We start from the raw sequence: 21,542 nt of genomic DNA, 5'->3' as shown, positions 1-21,542 counted from the left end.
TAGCAACAAAATGAAAACAATAAAGCAAAGTGTTGCTTTGGCACTTCTCATGACCTGTCTGCCTGCCAGCAATGTAGCACTGGCAGCGGATGCTCAACTTCAAAATATTTCTGCCCAAGCCGCTGGCAATAAAACAGAAGTCCAGTTGCAGTTCAGTGCGCCTGTCACCTTACCCAAGGGTTTCCTTATGGAAAACCCCGCACGCTTGGTTTTCGATTTCCCCGCTACCGAAGTGAGCGCCAATAGCCGCAGCAAAGCGGTTAACTTAGGCAATATTCAAACCATCGACGCTGCCAATAACAAAGGCAAAGCGCGAGTGGTGGTGCATTTAAGCGATCTGGTGGATCACTCGGTGGAAGCCCACGGCAATACCGTGGTGATGCTGTTCGACAATAAAGGCAGCAAACAAGCCGCTGCCGCACCGGCTGCACCTGAAATGCACCGCAGCGGCAAGTCCGCACCCGATAAATTTACCCCAGCGGCTGTCCCGAAACCGGCTGCCACGCAAGCAGCCTTGCCCTTACCGGAATTGCCTGTCCCCACTGAATTACCGCCGGATTACGCGTGGTACGCCCCGCCTGGTGGCAAACCGGCGGCACTCACACCGCTGCCAGCACCCGCGTCTGCGCCCGTGGTCATGCCTGCCACACCGCCCGCACCTGCCGCCAAACCCGTGGTCGCCGCTGCACCGCCAGTAGTCGTCGCGCCGCCTGTGCCCAAACCTGTCGCGGCAAACACATCAGCACAGTTACAATCCGTCGATTTCCGCCGCGATGCGGATGGCAGTGGGCGTTTAATCGTGCGCTTGCCGTCTGCCGATAGCGTGGTCACGGACGACAAAAGCGGCAATACCGTGACTCTTACCGTTAAAAACGCAGATGTACCCGCCAACCTGCAACAACGCATGGATGTGATGGATTTTGGCACACCCGTCAGCGACATCAATGTATCGCAACGCGACAACAGTGCACGGATTCGCATTGCCGCGCACGAGGGCTTTGAACACCGCACCAACCGCAATGGCGACGAATACACGGTTTACATCGACAAACTGAAAGCCACGCCGGAAGACAAGCTGCAAATTGGCGACAAGAAAAAGAAGAATTTCACAGGCGAAAAACTCTCGCTGAATTTCCAAGACATTGAAGTGCGGGCGGTGTTGCAATTGCTTGCCGACTTTACCGACAAAAACATCGTGGTCAGCGATACCGTGGCAGGCAATATCACCGTGCGCCTCAAAGACGTGCCGTGGGATCAAGCCCTCGACATCGTACTGGAATCCAAAAGCCTCGCCATGCGCGAAAATGGCAATGTCATCTGGGTCGCCCCCGCCGCAGAATTAGCCGCCAAGGACGAGCAAGAAATGACAGCACTCAAAGCCAAGCAAGAGCTAGAGCCACTCGTCACCGAATACATCGGCATCAACTTCGCCAAAGCCGCCGACATTATGGCATTGATTGAAAAATCCAAAAGTGCCGATGAAGACAAAAAGTCCCTGCTCTCGCCACGCGGCAAAGTCTCGGTCGACGAACGTACCAATACCTTACTGGTGCAAGACACCGCCACACAGGTCAAATCCATCCGTGAATTGATCAAAGTGCTGGATGTGCCCGTGGAGCAAGTGCTGATTGAATCCCGCATCGTCATTGCCAGCGACTCGTTCGGCAAAGAACTCGGCGCACGCTTTGGCATTACCCCAACGTGGGCAAACCAAGACAGCATCGGTATCGGCGCAGGCAAACTTGGCTCAGGCACAGACAAATACTGGGAAAGCGCGACCAAAGCGATGGCAGATACCACTGGCACAAGCACCATCACCATTCCCGGCTTGAGTGACCGCCTCAGCGTGAACCTGCCAGTGACGGGCGCAGTCGGCAGCTACGGCTTCTCGATTTTGAGCAAAGATTTCTTAGTGGATTTGGAATTGTCCGCTTCGCAATCGGAAAACAAGAGCGAAACCATTTCCAGCCCGAAAGTGATCACCTCCAACCAAACCAAAGCGTTGATCGAACAAGGGGTGGAAGTACCGTACCTGCAAGCCTCGTCCAGCGGTGCGGCGAACGTTGCCTTCAAAAAAGCGGTATTGAGCATGGAAGTGACCCCGCAAATCACGCCGGATGAGCACATTTCGATGGATTTGAAAGTTAACCAAGACACGGTAGGCAGCATTTACAGCGGCGTGCCGAGCATCAATACCCGTGAAATCCAGACCAAAGTCTTGGTCGAAAACGGTCAAACGGTGGTGTTGGGCGGTGTTCATGAAGAACGCAATACCAGCGGTACTAGCAAAGTGCCCGTACTGGGTGACGTGCCGGTTTTAGGCAGACTGTTCCGCACCGACAATAACAGCAATACCAAAAATGAGTTGCTGATCTTTGTCACACCGAAAATTGTGGACAGTAAATCCTAAGCGAAACACACAAGCGGCTTGATTCCCGCGCCCACTACTGGCATAAATCCACCATGCAACATAACATCATTCTGGTGGGTTTGATGGGCGCGGGAAAATCCACCATAGGTCGACAACTCGCTCGCCGTCTTAACTTAACGTTCTACGATTCCGATAAGGTGATCGAAGAACGCACGGGTGTGCCTATTCCCACCATCTTTGAAGTCGAAGGTGAAGCAGGCTTTCGTGAGCGTGAAGAGCAGGTCATTGCCGAACTCACCGCCATGCAGGGCATTTTGCTTGCCACCGGCGGCGGCAGTATTTTACGCGACAGCAACCGTGAACGTATCAAAGCGAGTGGTTGCGTCATCTATCTACGCGCCAGTGCTGACCACCTGTTCCAACGCATTAAGCACGACCAAGGCCGCCCGCTCATGCAAACCGCTAATCCCGTGCAAACCTTGCGCGATCTACTCAAAGCCCGCGAACCGTATTACATGGAAGTGGCTGATTTGATTATTCCCACAGGCAAGCAGAAAGTGAACGTCATCCTGCGCGAAATCCACAACAAACTCAAACAATTACAGGAAGTTACCCATGCAAACCCTTAACCTCGACCTTGGCGAGCGCAGCTACCCGATTCACATCGGGCAAGGTTTGCTGCAACAGTCCGAGCTGGTCACGCCACACATCAAAGGCAAAAGCGCGGTAGTCGTCACCAATACCACCGTTGCGCCACTGTATCTGGAAGCCACGCAACGTTTGCTGACAGGGTTGAAACACTCCACCGTCATTTTACCGGATGGCGAAGGCTACAAAAACCTCGATGTCCTCAATCAGATTTACACCCACTTGCTGGAAAGCAAAGCGGATCGCAAAACCACGCTGATTGCGCTCGGCGGCGGTGTGGTGGGCGATATGACGGGGTATGCAGCAGCCAGCTATCAACGCGGTATCAACTTCATCCAAATTCCAACAACGCTATTGGCAATGGTCGATTCTTCCGTCGGCGGCAAAACCGGCGTAAACCACCCACTTGGCAAGAACATGATCGGCGCATTCCACCAGCCGCAATGCGTACTGATCGACACCGACAGCCTGAATACGCTGGCTGACCGCGAACTCAGCGCAGGTATCGCGGAAGTGGTGAAATACGGTCTGATCCGTGATCCAGCTTTTCTGCAATGGCTGGATACCAATATGGATCGGCTGCTTGCGCGTGACCCCGAAGCGTTGACGTATGCGATTTTCCGCTCCTGCGAACACAAAGCCGAAGTCGTCGCGGCAGATGAACGTGAGTCTGGGCAACGCGCCTTGCTGAATCTGGGGCATACCTTCGGGCACGCGATTGAAGCGGCAATGGGTTACGGCAACTGGTTACACGGCGAAGCAGTCGCAACAGGCATGGTAATGGCGGCGGAATTGTCACAGCAAATGGGTTGGTTAGCGGCGGATGACGTGGCTTACACGCGCCACATTTTGCAACGCGCCAACTTGCCGGTTGACCCACCGACGCAAATGACGGGCGAAGACTTCACCCGTTATATGTCGGTGGATAAGAAAGTGATGGATGGCACATTACGCCTCATCCTAATGAAATCGCTGGGCGAATCCATCGTCACCGCCGACTTTGATCCGGCGGCACTCAAACGCGTGTTGAATCGGGAAATTTGATTATTTTCCCAATTTCATCAGCTTACCACCCTGTTTATACGCCAACGCTTCCAAGATGATGCCGTTGGTGTTGGCGGTAATCGCTTTGTTCGGCTGACCACTGACTTCATACATGCCGGAATACCAGCCGCGTTCTGGGTCAGCCAAAGTCGCGGCTTTCTCCACCAGCTTTTGGGTATAGTCAGTTTCATATAGCGCGTGCCAACCAAACGCTGCTTTGGTGCTCAGTGTTTTAAACTGGCTGGCATCGTCGCCTTTTTCACTAATCGCATTCCAGATTTTGCCATCGGTAAACACGGTGTTGTAAACGAAGTATGGCGGTTGGTCGATATTATCTTCGGACACAGCGGTGAGAATGCCTGTTTCGGCGTAGCGTTTTTCTTGCGCTTTGTACACGCGCCATGCCAATTCTTGCGACAGATGATCCCAACCAAATTCCACGCCATCTAAAATGTACGGTTCACTCACCACGTAGTTATGCGCCCCGTATTGCTGCGCACTGCGGCTATCGGTCGCCACTTGAATGCCGCTAATATCCACAAACGTCAGGAAATCGGTGTAACGCAATGAATTGGAGACATCCAGCCCCATCAAATTGAAGGATTTAGCAGCATATTCTTCATACCCCAAGCGCCCTTCCTGTAGGTATTTGGTTTCGCCATCATCCTTGACCACCGCCCCCTGCAAGACACCCTTGACCAGCATCGGCTGCGTATCCCAACGTTCCATCACCTTTTTAACCGAGGCAGTGTGTTGCGGGTAATGCCACGCCAACACATTCAATGGCACGAGTACGCGCCCGATGTCGATAGCCGACCAACCAATACCTTTCTCGCTCGGCTGATTATTGTAATCGACCATTTGTAGGGAAATGGTGTTGTAAGATTTATTCGGCAACTTGCCTTCAAACAACGCCATTTTCGTCAAAGAGTCCAACGCTTTGCCAATCCGTGCATCGAATTCCGTCTGATCAATAATCCCCAAACGTTGCGCTGAAATGACCGCCATCAGATAAGAGGAGGTATCCCACAACGTCGAGGCATTGTAGTTATCCACCGAATTCACTAAACCCGTGCCAGAAATCGTGTTGTTCTGAAAATACTTCCACGCGGTTTTTGCCCACGCCAATTCCTGCGCGGTTAAGGCACGCGTTGGGGCAATATTCACCTCGGTGCTGGTTTCAATAACAGCCTCCGGGGTATTCGCATTGCCCACACTAAGCCCTTCCAACCAGCCCACCAAACCAAACGCGGTGACTAACCCTGTCAAAAAAATCAAATGGCTACGCGCACGCACCAAGCCCTGCTTAAAACTCATACTGTCACCTCGTTATTATTATACTGTTGAGGTTGAGCCACTTCCTCAGCAACCTCGTCTGCCTCCGGCTGCCAAAACGCCGCCATCACAATCCCACTCAACGCCAAAATATTATTCATCCCCCAAAACAAATTGGTCAAAATCCCACCCAGCGAATAATCATCGTTACCCAGCACAAAAAACTGCACACTGGCATACGCAATCCCCAACACCGTCAGCACAATCACCGCAAATTGCGGCAGCACCAGATGGAAAAAATTACCTTCTTGCCGGTCTTTTGGTGTTACGGGAAATTTGATTTGTTCGCCCTTCAACACCGTCCAAATCGCCTGAAGATTCACCGGGAAAAACGACAAGTAACTGGCTTTGGAACGGTAGCCCGCAATCCCCCACGTTCCCACCATAAACGCCAATTCCATCGCAATCAGGAACGGCAAAATGTGCAGGAAGAAATCCCCGGTATACGCACTCACGGGCGCAATCCCGCTAAACAAATAAATCAACGGCGCTGCCAAAAACAGCATATTCCAGATACCGCCAAGGTATGACCACGCGGTTGCACCGTACATCAAGCGTTGCGCCCAACTCATGCCCTTGCGCGTCATCGGGTTGTCGTGCATGACAATATCCAACGTACCACCCGCGTATTTGAAACGTTGCACCGTCCAACTCAACAAATCTTGCGGTGACAACATTTTGGACTCAACCGCCGGATGCAGCACCGATTTCCAATGCCGATCTTCGTCCGAATGCAGCACAATCGAGGTGTAAATGTCTTCCGAAACGTGGAAACGGTACGGGGTAAACTCTTCCTCACCCGCTACCTGATGGCGCATTTCCTGCACCAAACCACTGTCAAGCACTTCTCCACCCATCAGCTTTTGCAACTGTTTGGATTGCTTACCGACCTGTTTCTCGATGGTATCGGAATAGGTTTTGAGCGCCGCTTCCATCACTGCTTCACGCCGATGAATCGAGCCTGCCCCGCAACAAAACGACGCATTCGCCCAATTACGGCGACGCTGGATAATGTCGTAAAACATTTTCGGCTCATTCACGAACGGGTCTTCGCCGACGCGCATTTCACCAATCACCGCTTCTACGCCTTTGCCAAGCCAACGTCCCGGTGCTTTCAAGTATTTACCCAACACATCGGGCAAACGTTTGCCTTCCGGCAAATCGAAAAACCATTGTGGGGTTTGTACCCACGCCACATCCGGGTCACGAAAATAGCCCAGCGTGTGTTCCAAAATCGTCGGGAATGGGCGCGTATCGGCATCGCAAATCACGATGAAATCGCCGTGGGTTTGCTCCATCGCATTGCGCAAATTGCCCGCTTTGAAACCGATATTGCTGGTGCGGGTGATGTAGCCTACACCCTCTTCTTCCGCCACTTGGCGCATTGCTGGGCGTTTGCCATCATCCAGCACGAAAATTTTCAGCTCAATCGAATGCGGATACGTGACCTTTTTCGCATCACGAATACTCAAACGCACCAGCTCCACATCTTCGTTGTAGCTGGGGAAAAATACATCCACTTTCAACGGGCGTTCTTCACCATGATCAGGACGCACCACTTCGCTCAATTTTTCAGGCGGCGGCAATTGCTCATAATCCTGCACTTTCCACAAGTTGAACACGAACAAGCCCAGCCCAAAATAGGAGGCGGTTTCCGCAAACGCCAGCGGAATCGCATACCACAGCGCATCTGGGTTAAGCGAAGCCGTCCACCGCCACCACAAATACCACGCCCCCAAGGTCAGAGCGATGACGGCGAGGAATTGCCAAATGCTTTCCGTTACTGCCGAATATTCCAACGGCGGTTCGGGTTTGCGGTCTTCAAACTTGTCGAAATAGAATCCCATAACTGTGCATTCTTATTGTTGTGGTTGAACGGTGAAACGGTATTCGTTGCTGCTTACCAGCTTGCCTTGCGTATCGTGGATAGCGGCTTCCAGACGGTATTCGCCCGCATCCAATGCAGGTGCGGTGTAATCGCGCAAGTGCTGGTGCATATCCGCCGTCAGATTGAATGCCCATGTTTGTGTATCCAGCGTTTGCTTGCCGCGTAACAGCTTGATGGCATAGCGTGCATTGGCGTAGTTCGTGGTACTGTCATTCAACGCCCATGCGCCAAAAGTAATGGTTTCACCGACGGCATAATCCACCTTGCTCCACGCCAGACTCGGCAAAATGGGCTGGTAGGCACGTTGCAACGCGTAATAACCCGGCTTGGGTTTGCGCCAAAAATCCACCATGCCCCAGTTCATCGACGGCCAGTCTTCCACCAGCATGAATTGGAACAACGCCCCGACTGGACGGTAGGCTTGGCGACGGTAGGATTCTGCTGCAAGCTGGTTTAAGCGTGCTTGGTATTGTTGGGTATTAGCGATGAATTCATCCAACGTTTTGCCTTGCGGAACTTTGGCAATTTCCAAGGTTTCCTTGCGCTGGAAATTGTGGAATGCCCATGCTTCCCAAGCTGCATCCGTGGTGGGCAATTCTGCTTCATGCCCCAGAATCTTGCGCAATGTTGCCTTATCCGGCAAAGCTTGTGCCCCGAATTCAGCAATGGTGGCAGGCTTGGTCGGCTTGGCGTAATCGAGCCAATGACCAGAATACCAACCCAACCACGGGTGTTCTTTGGTGGAAGAAATCATGCTGATCGGGCGAGTTTTTTCCAACGCCAGTGCTGCATGATGCAACTTGTTATCCAGCACTTTGTTTTGCTGCGGGTTGTAATCTTTGTACTTCCACTTCATCCAATCCGCATCCCACGGTGGTTCATTGTGCAACGTCCACTGGATGATGGAGGTGTATTGCCCGAACTGGCGGATCATGTCACCGACTTGCGACACGGCTTGCTGATGAAAGTCAGGCGTATCTTGGTAGCCCCATTGAAGTGGAAAATCTTGCCACACCATCAAACCCATTTCATCGCACAAACGGTAAAATTCGGGGGATGTCACATGCGCGTGAACCCGCACGGTGTTGATATTCGCATCCAGCATTAATTGAATATCGCGGCGAAAATCAGCCGATGACATCTCACTGAGCCACTGGTTGGCGATGTAATTCGTGCCTTTAAGCTGGATACGCTGATCGTTGATAGTCCAGATTTCTTGCGGCGAACGGCGGATTTTGCGGAAGCCGATGGTGCGTTCGAAGGAGTCAAGTACTTTGCCATCGTGTACGGCGCTGACGGTTAGCTTGTAGAGATTGGGGTCACCGTAGCCGTGCGGATTCCAGAGTTTGGGGTTAGTAATGGGGATAGATAATGATGCACGGACGGGAAATTCCCCCTGCCAACCCCCTATTTGCCATTGCAGTTTAGTGTTTGCTGGCAATGTCCCCAACACATCCAAATCCACCAACACCTGCCACTGTTCCAGCCCTTGCACTGGCTGCACCTGCACACGTTGCGGTGCAAGCTGTACCTGCTGCGATTGCTGCAAACGCACATCACCCCAAATACCGCCGGTATTCTGTTCCTGCCCCCGATCCGACCAAGCCCCACCGGGGCGCGTATCGTGGTGAGCAAAAATGCCTTTAATCAGTCGCTTACGCAGCGAATAATCTTCCGCCTTTTCCTGCGGACTGTTCACCCGTACCAACAAAATATTCTCGCCAGCCTTCAGATGCTGCGAAACATCAAACGCAAAGGCTTGAAAATAGCCTTCGTGCGAACCGAGCTTTTGCCCGTTCAACCACACAGCCGCAAAGTAGTCCACCCCGCCAAAATGCAGGGTCGACACGGTTTCAGGGGCGGTATTCGCGTTAAATTTGAGCCGATACCACGCCACGCCATGATGGTCATAGCCTTGCGTGTACCAGTTGCCGGGAACGTTGATGGCTTGCCATGATGCTTTGGCAGCAGGCATCGCCTCCGAACCGGATGGCAAAAATTCCCACTGTCCCGCCAGCGACCCCGTTTTGCTGACAGTATCGGGCTGACTGGATGGCATGACGCTGCACCCCTGCACCAGCAAGAGCCACACCACCATGACTGCCCCGACCAGCCGTTTCATGTTCAGGCCAACTGCTTGCTAACGTGCAAGTGGTTGCCCTTGGCATCATTGCTGTAGCGGATGGAATCTGCCAGCAAATGAATCAAACCCATGCCCCAACCGCCTTCCGGCAAACCTTCCGGGTCTGGCATATCCTTCACTTCGGAATGCAATTCGTCCGGCATAGTGCGCCCGCTATCGGAGATAATCAGATGCACCACTTCAGGGTTGTATTCCACCCGCACCCGCACATCGTTACCACCCTGCATTTCGTAAGCATGTTCGATGACATTGTTAACGGCTTCGACCATCATCAATTCCAGTTGCCCCAGCTTATCGTCTGACAACTCCAATTCCTTGCCGATACCACGCAATGCACCAGACAGTAAACGCACTTGCTCAAAACGGCTGTCGATGGAAAGGCGGATATTGTATTGTTTGTAAACCGTTTCCATCACGCCATCTCCTTCTCACGTTCCAGTTCAAGCTCCCCGTAGAAACTCAGCATATTATTGAACAGCAACATATCGTGAATATCACTCGGATTGAGCACCCGGCGCGTGTCATTCACCAACCAACGGATCTGGGTTTCACTGACATTGATTACATTGCCATCCGGGGAAATGCACTCGCCACCGAAGATCAGCTTATTGTCGAGCGTTGCCATACCGCCGATACGGGTGTAATCACTGATCAAGCATTCACTGATTTCCGCCCCCGTTTCCACCACACAATTTGCGCCTATCATGCAAGGCCCCATGATTTTGCTGCCCGCTTCAATTTTGGTGCTGCTGCCGATGTATACGGGTGGTTTGATTTTAACCCGATCCCAATTGATGCTGACGTTAATGCCCGTCCAAATACCGGGGCGTACTTCTTTACCGGGCATGTCGAAACCGTGAATCTTGCCTTGCAATGCCATACGCGTTGCCGCCCACACGTCAGGCACAGAGCCAATATCCACCCACTGAAAATCCATCTTGATGCCGAAAAACTCTTCGCCCGCCCCGACCAAGGCGGGGAACAATTGGCTGCCGATGTCGTACTCCACCCCGGATGGGATGTAGTCAAAAATCTCCGGTTCAAAAATGTAAATCCCAGTATTGATCAGGTTGGAAACCGCGTATTGCGGCTTGGGTTTTTCCTGAAACTGCACGATGCGCTGACGCTCATCCAGCTTCACCACGCCGTATTTATGCACTTCCTCGTGAGGGACTTCCTGCAAAATGATGGTCGCAACGCCGCCTTTTTCACGGTGCTGACGCAAGGCTGCACTGATGTCGAGATCAATCCACGCATCGCCGCACAGCACAATAAACGTTTCATCGAAAAAGCCGGAAAATTCCTGAATGCGCTTCATACCACCCGCCGATCCGAGGGCTTTACCCTCTAAACCGTCTTCAGTCATATAGCCTTCGTAGGAATAGGCAATGTGTACACCTAACTGAGTGCCATCGCGGAAATAGTTTTCGATCACGGGCGCAAGGTGGCTGGTATTCACCACGATTTCTTGCACGTCATGGGTGCGCAACAGTTCCACAATAGATTCCATCACCGGCTTGCGCAGGATCGGGATCATCGGTTTCGGCATTTCATTGGTAATCGGGCGTACCCGTGTCCCCTTGCCTGCCGCCAATATCATCGCCTTCATAAAAGTCCCCCCTCAAGTAACGCTTTTTTGCCCCAATCACGCCACGACAGCACCAACGGCTGCGTCTACGCTATCCGCCATACGGAACACGCGATCCATACGGGTCAGTTTGAACAGTTCGGCAACAATGCCTTTTGCGCCTGCAATGATCAGGTCGCCACGGTTGCCGACCATTTTCAACAGACTGACCAATGCGCCGAGGCTGCTACTGTCCATGAAAGTGACTTGGCTGAGATCAAGCACAATGCGAGTTGCGCCATCGTCGAGCAATTGCGCAATTTGGTGTTTAAGTTCAGGGGCAACGGCGGCATCCATACGGGTTTCGCCAATGACAGCAACGGTGAATTCACCTTGGGTATGCGTTGAGAGTTTCATTCTTGTTGTCCTCTTGGGGTTGATGTTGTCGTGAATTTATATTGATTATTAGTTAATTAACTATATCTATAATAAACGGTTTTGGCTAGCCGCAGAAATCAATGGTTAACAGAGAAATATCATCCGGTTTGTCCTCACCTGCCCTGCCTAGGCCCAGTTGTTCGCCGAGTTTGGAAACCAATAACCGTGCTGGCAGCGCACTCAATGCTTGTAAACGTTCCTGCAAGTCATCTTCCGTCATCGGTGCGCCGGACGCGTGCTGCAATTCCAGAATGCCGTCAGAGTACAAAATAAACCGACTACCGGGCGGAAATGGCAGATCAATGGTTTCATACTCCATATCGGGCAATAGCCCAATCGGAAAGCCCGTGCAGTCGACACGCTCAACGCGCTGGGTGATAGGGTTATACAGAAACGGTTGCGGATGTCCGGCTTGCACGAAATACAAACGTTCATCCACCGTATCCACCACGCCCATAATCAGCGTCAAATAATGGTCACCCGTATCGAGGGTATGATTGAGGTGGTAATTCAAACGTTCTGCCAAGCGTGATGGAAAGCGGGCAGCATTCGTCCGTGTCAGCTCATCCACGCAATACAATTCCCCCGTAGAACTCAGTAGCGTTTGCAAACACATCGACAGCAACGCCGACGAGATCCCATGCCCCGACACGTCTATCGAATAGAAAAACAGCAACTCATCGTTAATCGGAAAATAATTGAAGGTATCACCACCGATGTACTGGGCAGGCTGAAAGAACCAGTCCACACACAAACGCCCAAACATTTTCTGCACAGGTAACACGCCGGTTTGCAAAGTCGCCGCCCGCTTCAAATCACTCTGGATCAACGCTTGTGCGGCTGATAGGGATTGGTTGACGCTTTCCAGATTACGGTGTTTTTCTTCCAACGTGTGCTCTAGGTTCAAGACCCGCTGAGCGGCGCGGATGCGTACTTCCAATTCTTCGCGCACGATGGGTTTGGTGGCAAAATCATCAGCCCCCGCATCCATACCCAGAATCAGATTTTGCTTACCCGACATCCCCGTTAACAAAATGATGTAAACGTAATGGGGTAAGTCCGCATCACGAATAGTACGGCACAGGGTGGGGCCATCCATGACGGGCATTACCCAATCACAGATCACCACTTGAAAGTTGTGTTGCTGGATCAGATTCCATGCCTGTTGACCGTGGTCAGCCAGCATGACCTGATGACCCATTAGGGTTAAGATACGGCGCAGAATCAACTGCATATCTCTGGCATCATCGACAATTAGGATGTTCATTGTGCATATCTTGTCTTGTTTTTATGATGTTATTAACACTCGAATAGTTGTATGCTACCATCAAAATATAAACTGTAGATATAGATATAAATTATAAAAAATACAATTCCGGCAAGTGGCATGATTCGCTACTGTTGGGTCAATAACATTAACGGGACATACCGATGACCACGATGATACCCCACCCCGTCGACACCGCAACGTACACCGAGTTACAGGACATCATGGCGGATGAATTCGCGGAACTGATCGAGTTTTTCATCACCGATACCCAGCAATGCCTGATCACGTTGCAACACTGCCTGACGACCCAAGACAGCGAGCAGGTTGGTGCTATTTGCCACAAGTTAAAATCCAGTTGCAAACTGATTGGTGCATTTGCCTTGGCAGAATTTGCGCACTCACTCGAAGAATACCGTGAAAATCATGACCAAGCCGCCGCCGCCCAACATTTAAGCCAATTGCAGGTGGAATTTACCCAAGTTCTCGACTGGCTTAACCAACACACTGCCACCGCCTAATTAAACAATACGCCTTAACAATAATAACAACGGGAATACCTATGAAAGGTTTAGTGTTTACTGAGTTCTTGGAAATGGTCGAACACACTTTTTCCGCCGATACGGTTGATGACATTATCGACGCAGCGGATCTAGCCTCCGGCGGCGCGTATACTTCGGTCGGCACTTACCCACATGCCGAAATGGTCACGCTGGTAAAGAATCTCTCAAAACAAACTGGCATAAGTGTTCCCGACTTGATTAAAACCTTTGGGCATTACCTGTTTGAGCGGTTTGTCGTGCTGTACCCTCGGTTCTTCACCAACAGCCCTGATGCGTTCGATTTTTTGGACTCGATTGAAAAGCATGTCCATGTTGAAGTGCGCAAACTCTACCCTGATGCGGAATTACCCACCTTCGACACCCTCCGTGAGGGTACACAAAAACTCATCATGATTTACCGCTCCCAACACCCATTTGCCTCCCTTGCAGAAGGGTTGATTGAGGGCTGTTTAGCACATTATCAAGTGAATGCGAACATCGTGCCGGTGGATCGTTCCGCTGGTCAAGGGACACACGTTGAATTCCACATCACGCGGGTGACAGTGTAATGATCGATGAGTTAAGCCGCCTACAATGCCGTCTGCACCGCGAACGACAAGCGCGTAAACAGGCGGAGCAGTTGCTCGAAAGTAAAAGTTTGGAACTGTATCAAGCCAATCAAGCATTACGAGCCGTTGCGGATTCTCTCGAACACACCATCACAGAACGCACTCATGAGTTGATCGAAGCACGCGACCAAGCACTTGCTGCGAGCCGCTCCAAAAGCGCGTTTCTCGCCGCCATGAGCCACGAAATCCGCACGCCAATGAATGGTATCATTGGCATGGCAACGCTGTTGCAAGATACCGCCCTCAACCCCGCGCAAATCCAGCAACTCGATACCGTGTTGCAATCGGCGCAAGCACTGCTGGGCATTATCAATGATATTCTCGATATTTCGCGTCTCGAAGCAGGCAAGTTAGAGGTAATGACAGAAAACTTCTACCTCTGTGACATTCTGCCCAATATTATTGACACCATGCACACGGTAGCAGTACAGAAAAACCTCGTACTGGTGCTGGATGTGCGCGACAACATTCCCAAACACTTGCGGGGCGACCCACTGCGCTTACGCCAGATATTGCTCAATTTAATCAGCAATGCCCTCAAATTCACTACTGCTGGGCAAGTCACCGTGCGCGTTGCCCGTGTAACCGCCAATCCCACCACGCTACGCTTTGAAGTGCAAGACAGCGGTGTAGGTATTTCAGCAGAAAAGCTGACGCATTTATTCCATGCGTTTAGCCAGATTAACCGCTACGACCAACACAATAACGGTGGGGCTGGCTTGGGGCTAGCGATTAGCCGCAAATTGACACACCTGATGGGTGGCTCAATCGGCGTCAATAGTACCGAAGGCGTCGGCAGCACCTTCTGGTTTGAATTGCCCATCATTGCAGAACAACCGCACCCTAGCACGGTGATTCTGCACCAGCCTGCGCTAAAAACCACCATCAGTGACGGCGCAAACCGGCGCATTCTGGTCGTGGAGGATCACAAAGTGAACCAAATGGTTGCCAGAGGAATGCTGGCGAAACTCGGCTATCATGTCACCCTCGCCGAAAATGGTTTTGAGGCTCTCGACTTCCTACGCAGCGAAGATTTCGCCTTAGTGCTAATGGACATCCAAATGCCCGGCATGAGTGGCATTGAAACCACCGAAAAATTCCGCGCCGAATTCCCAGAACGCCTCCTACCGATCATTGCCCTCACCGCCAATGCCATGAAAGGCGACGAACAAACGTATTTAAACGCGGGTATGGATGCCTGCCTAACCAAACCCATTCAAATTGACACCCTAGCAACCACACTTGAGGAGTGGTGTTTAGTCACGGCATAACCCAAACACCCAAATACAATAATAAGGGGGTAATACCGCCATGCATCATCTGCAACACGTACTCCTCAGCACCTTGCTTGTGCTGACAGGCTACCTCGCGTTTCAACATCAGCAATTGCGCGTCGACGTACAAACACTCACCACCTTACAACAAGGTTCTGCTAGCGTACTGGCGGAAACACTCACGCCTATCGCCACCAAAATTGATGCCATCAATACTGTCACCAGCAAAATAGGCAAAGAAGCCGATGCTGCCAGCAATCAAAAACTCACCGCTCTGCAACAGCGCCTCGACCTGTACAAACTGATCGGCACGCTCAACCAAGCCAACCAATTACGTGCAGCAAGTAAAGGTGCAGAAGCCGCCGAAAAGCTCGCCAGTACCAAAAAGCCCATCTGGCAAGCAGGTGAAACCTTCGCCGCCCATAAAGCCAAATTGCAAGGACTGATGGGGACGCTCGACAAACTCATCGCCGCATGGAAAAGCGGCGACACCAGCACAGCACCGGATGCCGTCAGCAAAGTCCTTGAAGCCGTCCTAGGGGAACTGGGCAATGAACAAAAATAATATCCACGTAGGACTCGCTTGGCTGGCAGGCTTAATCCTCGCGGGCATTCTCATCCTACTCATCAACAGCAGCAGCCCAAGCCCCGCCCCAACCACCAAAGCTTTGGCAGCGGATTCACCCAGCTTGTTGCAAATGCTGAAAAGCGGCTCAACATCAGGACGCAATGACACCTTTTGCGCCCTCACCAGCGGCCCCGACAACAGTTGTTTGGGTTCACCGCAAGCCTTATGCGCCACCGATCTGGAAATGGCACAGATTGCGTGGAAATACTTTGAAAACAACTATAACCCTGAAACAGGCTTGTACAACGCTGCCGACAAATACCCCTCGACCACCATGTGGGATACGGGTTCAGCGTTAGCCGCGACCATTTCCGCGCATGATTTCGGCATCATTGACGACAAAGTATTCGATGACCGCATTCGCAGCATGTTCAAGACCTTGAGTAATATGGAGCTGTTTAACAAAGAAGCCCCCAACAAGGTCTACCACACCATAAGCGGCGCTATGGTGGATTACCGCAACCAACCTGCCCCAGAGGGGATTGGTGTTTCGGCACTCGACCTTGCACGGATTATTTCGTGGTTGAACACACTAAGCTGTATGCACCCGCAATACGCGTATCCCGCGCAAAAAGCGATAGAACGTTGGGATCTCAAACGCCTGATCAAAGACGGGCAAATGTTCGGGCTATACCGTGACCCCACGTCCAAAGAATTAGTCGTCGCGCAAGAAGGGCGCTTAGGCTACGAACAATACGGTGGGAAAATCTTCCGCGAACTGGGCTACGACCAACACATTGCTGCCACGTATAACAACGAATTTCGCGAAACCATCAATATCTACGACGTACCGATTGCGTATGACCGCCGCGACCCGCGTGATTTAGGCGCATACAATTACGTCGTCACCGAATCGTATGCGATGGATGCTGTCGAAAACGGCATTGATGCAGAAAATCGCCCGCTGCTCGACAATATTTACCTCGTACAAAAACGCCGTTGGGAAAAAACTGGCATTCTCACCGCCGTGTCCGAAGACAATATCGACCAAAAACCGTACTTCCTTTACAACACCATTTTCACCGCAGGCTTGCCGTGGAACACCACCACCGACAAAGGCGTGCGCTATGACAATCTTAAAACGGTTTCGGTAAAAGCGGCGTTATCGCTCGCCATCCTCTACCCCGAAGACCCCTACAGCAAAGAGCTGGCATACAACGTCAGTTCCGCCTATGACCCCGAACGCGGCTGGTATTCAGGGATTTACGAAAGCGGTGGCGGCTACAATAAAGCCATTACCGCCAATACCAACGGCATTGTGTTAAGCCTATTGCTGCACAAGAAATACGGCGAATTTTACCCCATGTGCAAGCGTTGCGAACGCGGCATCAAACCCAAATTGCTGACCGCTAAAACGTGTGATGTCTGCACCGCTGAATAAATTTTTATTGCTCTCCCTTGGCGGGGGAGTCTTGGTCGCGCCGGTGATGGCGAACGACCCGCCCCCCTTGCAACAAAAATTGGAAGCCTTGCACTGTGCGACTAATGCCAAGGTGGCTAAAAAAATCTTGAGCGAACTGCACCACATCAACGCACCCGGTCAGCAATGGCCGGATGAGTGGCTGGGGCAAAAACCCGAAGCTTCACTGCACGCGGGCCTACTCGACATCGCCTTACACACCCTAAAAACCACCGCCGAACGCTTCCCCGACTTACGTGAAGAAGCCGAACGCATTGCCTTGCAATGGGATTACTGCGAAGTCATGGAAAATCAGAATTTTCATAACTTGATTTTGCGGCAACAAAAACTGCACAAGCAATTAACGGGTGAGGATGCGCCTTTAAAATGGCAAGGCTTCAAGGAATGGGGCTTTTTGACCCCTGACCCTGCCGACCGTTTCGTACCCAAATTATTGGACGAGATTCGGATTGCACCGAATGCTTACCACTTATTTTTACATCAAGCCTACCGCGAACGGTGCTTTCCACACCCCGAAACCGGTCAGGTGGTGCGTGAAGCTGAAACGCCACCGGCTGCCGTTGCCAATCAAGCGCTGCCGTTTCAAATGGTCACTGAAGCCAAGGCGCAACCCTACCCTTTCAAATGGAATCCAGCGTGTCAGATTAGCCATCCAGTCGCAGCCAAGGTCGCCGTAAAAACGGTCAATATTCCGAAAGTCACTCAAAAAACCAGCAAATCCACGCTTATCACCAACAAAACCGAACGCAAACAGCAGCGGGAGGCACGCCAAGAAGCGCGGCAACAACATCAACAACAACGCGTGCTTGCCCCGCGTGCTCAAGGTATCAGCGGCTCAGTGGGCAAAGTCAACGTCACCCCACCCAAACTAGCCCAGCCAACTAAGGCGGCAACGCACCCCGCTAAGGTAGTCACTCCATCCGCCAAACTTGCGCCCAGAACCGCTGTTGCCGCCCAAAAACCAACGGTTACGCCTAAACGTGAGCCACAACCCATCACACACAAAGCGTATACAACCGCCAAAGGTGAAGTCATTTTGCCCACGATTGTGAGCACCACCGCTGGCGGTGATATTCCGATTTACTTTGAGGATGCACCCAAACCGCAAGCCCACAGCACCACGGGGATTATCGACGCTAAAAAGAAAAAACGCCGGATAGCGGTAACAGTAGCCGATACCGTTTCACTCAAAGATGGCAGCAATAACGTCGCCGTGAGTGCGTCGTGGTCGCCGAAAAAAGACTGGTTCGTGAATGGCAGCGCGTCGGTGAAAGACGGTGAAGCGGGTTACGCTTGGAATGTCGGTTACGCCAACCCCAAATCTGGTACGGTATCCGTACAAGTGGGGCATAACGGCCCTATCAAAGCCGGACAGGGGCTGGACGTGAAAAATGCCAGTGCCAGCATTGGCTATAAAGTGAACTCAGCAAAGCTCGCCAAACGCAAAATCAGCGCGTCTGGCAGCGTCAATATTTCCGCCAAGGGCAAAGCAAAAGCCAGCGCCACCATGCAATGGAATCCCAAACCCAATGTGAATGTACGCACCACCGCCACTGTACCGGTTGAGGGCGGCAAACCGAGTTGGAGCTATTCCGCAGGCTATTCCAGCCCGAAAAAAGGCGGGGTACGGGTAGAATATTCCAACTACGGCAATAACGACTTCCCCGGCGATAACCTTAAGGATGGCGCGATTACGGTCAGTAAGGGCTGGCAGTTTTAAGCTTTCCTAGACACTGCTGTTTGTCTTTATTGCGCTGCAAAAAATCCTCACCCAACTTCGCGCCCTTGCCGCAGTTATCACACTGCTGGTTCAACGCACCGTACAGCTTGTGCAGGAATACCGACAAAATCACCCCGTTGGTATTCGCGGTCACTGCCTTATTGAAGCCTTTCGCGGGGTCTTCGTAAATACCGGAATACCAACCCCCTTTGGGGCTACGCGCATCCTTAACCGCTTCACGCAGCACCTTGCTGTATTCACGTTCAGGGAACAAATACGCCATTGAAAATGCCGCTTTCACCGACAAACTGCGCATCTCCGACATATCCTCACCCTTATCCGTAATCGCTGCCCACGGCATGTCATCACTGAAAATCGTGTTGTAAACGAAGTACGGTTTACGGTCGAGATTGTCTTCAGAAATCGCCGTGACCTTGCCGGATTGTTCCCAACGGCGTTGCTGTATCTTGTAAATATTATCCAGCAATGGTTTGTTTTCGTCGTTTAGACCGTGCTCCAGCGCATCCATCGCGTAGGACTCCGACACCACGTAATTGTGCGCACCCAACGTGGACGCATCGCGAGAATCCACCAGTAATTCCATCCCCGATACCTCGGTAGTCGTGGCGTATTGATTGTGGTAACGCGCCGATAGGTTCATACCGAAACCCAGCCGTTGGAAAGCTTTACCCGCGTATTGCTCGTAACCGAGGCGACCTTCTTGCTGCACTTCTACCGTGCCGGACTCGTCTTTGAAGGTCAGACCGTACATTTGGTCGTGCTCCATCAAACGGCAGAAATTCCAGCTTTCCAACACTTGCTGCGCCTTGTCTTGGTGCTGCGGATGCAGGCAAGAAAGGATATTCAACCACGACACCAACCGCCCCAAATCCAGCGTGGAAACGCCAATGCCGTGGGCGGAAGGCGTATTGCGGTAATCGACCTTTTGCGCGGTTTTGGTATTGTAGACTTTGTTGGGTGCTTCGCCGTTGAACAAATCGAGATGTTGCAAAGTATCCAGCAGGTGGCCAGTCATGCGGTCGAAGCGGTCACGCGGTATGAACCCCAGCTTTTCGGCAGCAATAAACGCCGCCAAAGTCGAACCCACATCCCACATGGTGGTAGAAGGGTAATTATCCACCGCATTCACCAAACCTGTGTCGGGCTGGATATTGTTCTCGAAATATTGCCACGCCACTTTGGCAATTTCTTTGTCACGTTCATTCAATTCAGCGGTACGGGCGGGGCAATATTGCGGCTTCGCGGGGGCGGATTCAGCCAGCGCCGCGTTTAACCACAAACCGCTGGATACCATGAGGATTAGGGAAATAGGGGTACGTCTAGGCAGTCGCATGGTTGTTGTTATTCCTGCACTTGGGGGCTTTGATTCTTAACGGTGCAGTCGTCGGAAGTCAATTGCGGTCTGACAAACGCGCTAGTACCATGCAGACATACAATCACAATAACCAATCATAACAACGATGGGTGATCCAATGTTCCCGACAACGCTACGCGCCACCGTATTCGCCCTTATCGGACTGGCGGCAACCACTCTCCAAGCAGATGATAAACCCGCCGTTTACCCCGCCTGCCCTGAACAACCCGTGCAAGTTGGCAAAGAAGATTACCAACCCAGCAGCCTTGCCCTGCATGATTTAACCGAGGTCTACATCAATATCGACGATGTAATCAGCAGCGCCAAACCCAAAAACGTCAAACTGCAAAAAGACTTGAAAGAAGCGGTGATCAAACGCCTCAAAACGGCAGGCATCCAACTGTTAAGCAAAGAAGCCTTGGAAAAAGCCGCCGGACAACCCGAAATGAGCATGTTCCCCAGCTTCCCCAAGCATTTGGGGCCATTCAAAGCGGGCGAACCGCGCATCGAATACAACGCACAATGCTGCACCGCCGGTATCTGGACATCGTTCACCCAAGGTGCAGCCACCTTGCGTGACCCCGCACTCCACCACAAACTCGGTACGTGGGGCGAAGGTCACAACACCACCGATTGCAGCGATGTCGGCAAATGGTTAAGCGAAGTCGTGTTAAAAACCGTCGATGATTTCATCGTTGCCAAACAAAAAGCCGATGTCGACTACCAAGCATGGCAGAAAAAACAAGGCAAGCCCGAAGCCAAGACAGCCGAAAAAACAGCCGCTAAACCAGAACCCACTGCCGAAGCCAAACCCGCCGAATCTGCACCTGAAGCAACGGCTAAACCCGTCGAAATCCGCGACCCCGTGGACACACAAAAATTGGAATGTGACACCGCTATTTTGCTGTATGCCGAAATCTTCCCCACCGCGTCCGCCACCATCAGCCGTGCGAAAAGCGGGATTTTGGGCAAGGTTGCGGATAATATGAAAGCGTGCCCGCAATACCGTTACCGCGTCGAAACCCATTCCGACCAACGTGACAGCGACGAAGCCAACGACGTGTTGTCGGCGCGTCGTGCCGTTGCCATCCGCAACTATTTGGTGGAACATGGCGTGAACGAAGAGCAATTCGACCTGCGCTTTTACGGCGAACGCAAACCGCTAGTCGAAGGTGATACCGAAGAAGCATGGGCAGCCAATCGCCGCGTGATGATCACACCGCTCAAACCCAAGTAAGCACAAGGAAACGGCA

General features: G+C 51.9%; 18 protein-coding genes. 10 read left to right on the top strand and 8 right to left on the bottom strand.

Translation table 11 applies throughout. The features are described 5' to 3' along the window. Nucleotides 1-10 precede the first annotated feature (10 nt). From J1836_RS11035 to aroB, 3 genes are read left to right on the top strand one after another with little or no spacing between them, the layout of a single operon-like run. Nucleotides 11-2,410, top strand: coding sequence for a type IV pilus secretin PilQ (locus J1836_RS11035; RefSeq protein WP_207251137.1), 2,400 nt, complete (start codon nt 11-13; stop codon nt 2,408-2,410). Beyond that, nucleotides 2,404-3,000: a shikimate kinase AroK gene (gene aroK, locus J1836_RS11030; protein WP_278189489.1), complete on the top strand. Its 597-nt coding sequence runs from the start codon at nt 2,404-2,406 to the stop codon at nt 2,998-3,000. Before J1836_RS11035 ends, aroK begins: the two co-directional genes overlap by 7 nt. Beyond that, on the top strand, nt 2,987-4,063 hold the full coding sequence (aroB, locus tag J1836_RS11025) for a 3-dehydroquinate synthase (protein ID WP_207251135.1): 1,077 nt from the start codon (nt 2,987-2,989) through the stop codon (nt 4,061-4,063). Before aroK ends, aroB begins: the two co-directional genes overlap by 14 nt. Here the strand turns inward: aroB and J1836_RS11020 are convergent, their stop codons facing one another. From J1836_RS11020 to J1836_RS10990, 7 genes are all read right to left on the bottom strand, one after another. Next, on the bottom strand, nt 4,064-5,380 hold the full coding sequence (locus J1836_RS11020; RefSeq protein ID WP_207251134.1) for a DUF3131 domain-containing protein: 1,317 nt from the start codon (nt 5,378-5,380) through the stop codon (nt 4,064-4,066). Beyond that, nucleotides 5,377-7,245, bottom strand: a complete 1,869-nt coding sequence (locus J1836_RS11015) for a glycosyltransferase family 2 protein (RefSeq protein WP_207251133.1) — start codon at nt 7,243-7,245, stop codon at nt 5,377-5,379. The genes J1836_RS11020 and J1836_RS11015 overlap by 4 nt, the downstream gene beginning before the upstream one ends. Nucleotides 7,246-7,257: 12 nt before the next feature. Beyond that, nucleotides 7,258-9,408 (bottom strand): glycoside hydrolase family 2 protein, encoded by a 2,151-nt coding sequence (locus tag J1836_RS11010; RefSeq protein WP_207251132.1) that lies wholly within the window; start codon nt 9,406-9,408, stop codon nt 7,258-7,260. Nucleotides 9,409-9,410: 2 nt separating this feature from the next. Beyond that, nucleotides 9,411-9,842, bottom strand: coding sequence for an ATP-binding protein (locus tag J1836_RS11005; RefSeq protein ID WP_207251131.1), 432 nt, complete (start codon nt 9,840-9,842; stop codon nt 9,411-9,413). Then, on the bottom strand, nt 9,842-11,038 hold the full coding sequence (locus tag J1836_RS11000) for a nucleotidyltransferase family protein (RefSeq protein WP_207251130.1): 1,197 nt from the start codon (nt 11,036-11,038) through the stop codon (nt 9,842-9,844). The genes J1836_RS11005 and J1836_RS11000 overlap by 1 nt, the downstream gene beginning before the upstream one ends. Nucleotides 11,039-11,074: 36 nt before the next feature. Beyond that, on the bottom strand, nt 11,075-11,413 hold the full coding sequence (locus tag J1836_RS10995; RefSeq protein ID WP_207251129.1) for an STAS domain-containing protein: 339 nt from the start codon (nt 11,411-11,413) through the stop codon (nt 11,075-11,077). An 85-nt stretch (nt 11,414-11,498) separates the two neighbouring features. Then, entirely contained in the window at nt 11,499-12,701 is a 1,203-nt protein-coding gene (locus J1836_RS10990; protein ID WP_207251128.1) for a PP2C family protein-serine/threonine phosphatase, read from the bottom strand. A gap of 164 nt (nt 12,702-12,865) precedes the next feature. On the opposite strand from J1836_RS10990, the gene J1836_RS10985 reads away from it, so the two are divergent. The 6 genes from J1836_RS10985 to J1836_RS10960 are packed head-to-tail and all read left to right on the top strand — an operon-like array spanning nt 12,866 to nt 18,914. Further along, a complete protein-coding gene (locus tag J1836_RS10985; protein ID WP_207251127.1) occupies nt 12,866-13,222 on the top strand; it encodes an Hpt domain-containing protein in 357 nt (118 codons plus the stop codon). A gap of 41 nt (nt 13,223-13,263) precedes the next feature. Continuing rightward, nucleotides 13,264-13,812 carry a heme NO-binding domain-containing protein gene (locus J1836_RS10980; protein ID WP_207251126.1) on the top strand — a complete coding sequence of 183 codons (549 nt, stop codon included), beginning with the start codon at nt 13,264-13,266 and terminating at the stop codon, nt 13,810-13,812. Next, on the top strand, nt 13,812-15,143 hold the full coding sequence (locus J1836_RS10975; protein ID WP_207251125.1) for an ATP-binding protein: 1,332 nt from the start codon (nt 13,812-13,814) through the stop codon (nt 15,141-15,143). The genes J1836_RS10980 and J1836_RS10975 overlap by 1 nt, the downstream gene beginning before the upstream one ends. Nucleotides 15,144-15,183: 40 nt before the next feature. After that, a complete protein-coding gene (locus J1836_RS10970; RefSeq protein WP_207251124.1) occupies nt 15,184-15,711 on the top strand; it encodes a hypothetical protein in 528 nt (175 codons plus the stop codon). Continuing rightward, nucleotides 15,698-17,155 (top strand): DUF3131 domain-containing protein, encoded by a 1,458-nt coding sequence (locus J1836_RS10965; protein WP_207251123.1) that lies wholly within the window; start codon nt 15,698-15,700, stop codon nt 17,153-17,155. Before J1836_RS10970 ends, J1836_RS10965 begins: the two co-directional genes overlap by 14 nt. Beyond that, a complete protein-coding gene (locus J1836_RS10960; protein ID WP_207251122.1) occupies nt 17,136-18,914 on the top strand; it encodes a hypothetical protein in 1,779 nt (592 codons plus the stop codon). Before J1836_RS10965 ends, J1836_RS10960 begins: the two co-directional genes overlap by 20 nt. Here the strand turns inward: J1836_RS10960 and J1836_RS10955 are convergent. Further along, nucleotides 18,892-20,268, bottom strand: coding sequence for a DUF3131 domain-containing protein (locus J1836_RS10955; RefSeq protein WP_207251121.1), 1,377 nt, complete (start codon nt 20,266-20,268; stop codon nt 18,892-18,894). The genes J1836_RS10960 and J1836_RS10955 overlap by 23 nt on opposite strands. 127 nt (nt 20,269-20,395) lie before the next feature. Between J1836_RS10955 and J1836_RS10950 the strand changes: the two genes are divergently transcribed. Further along, nucleotides 20,396-21,526 carry an OmpA family protein gene (locus J1836_RS10950; protein WP_207251120.1) on the top strand — a complete coding sequence of 377 codons (1,131 nt, stop codon included), beginning with the start codon at nt 20,396-20,398 and terminating at the stop codon, nt 21,524-21,526. Nucleotides 21,527-21,542: the final 16 nt, after the last annotated feature.

The organism is Thiothrix fructosivorans (assembly GCF_017349355.1).
Classification (GTDB): Bacteria; Pseudomonadota; Gammaproteobacteria; order Thiotrichales; family Thiotrichaceae; genus Thiothrix; species Thiothrix fructosivorans.
This window is presented reverse-complemented; position numbering and strand designations above follow the sequence as displayed.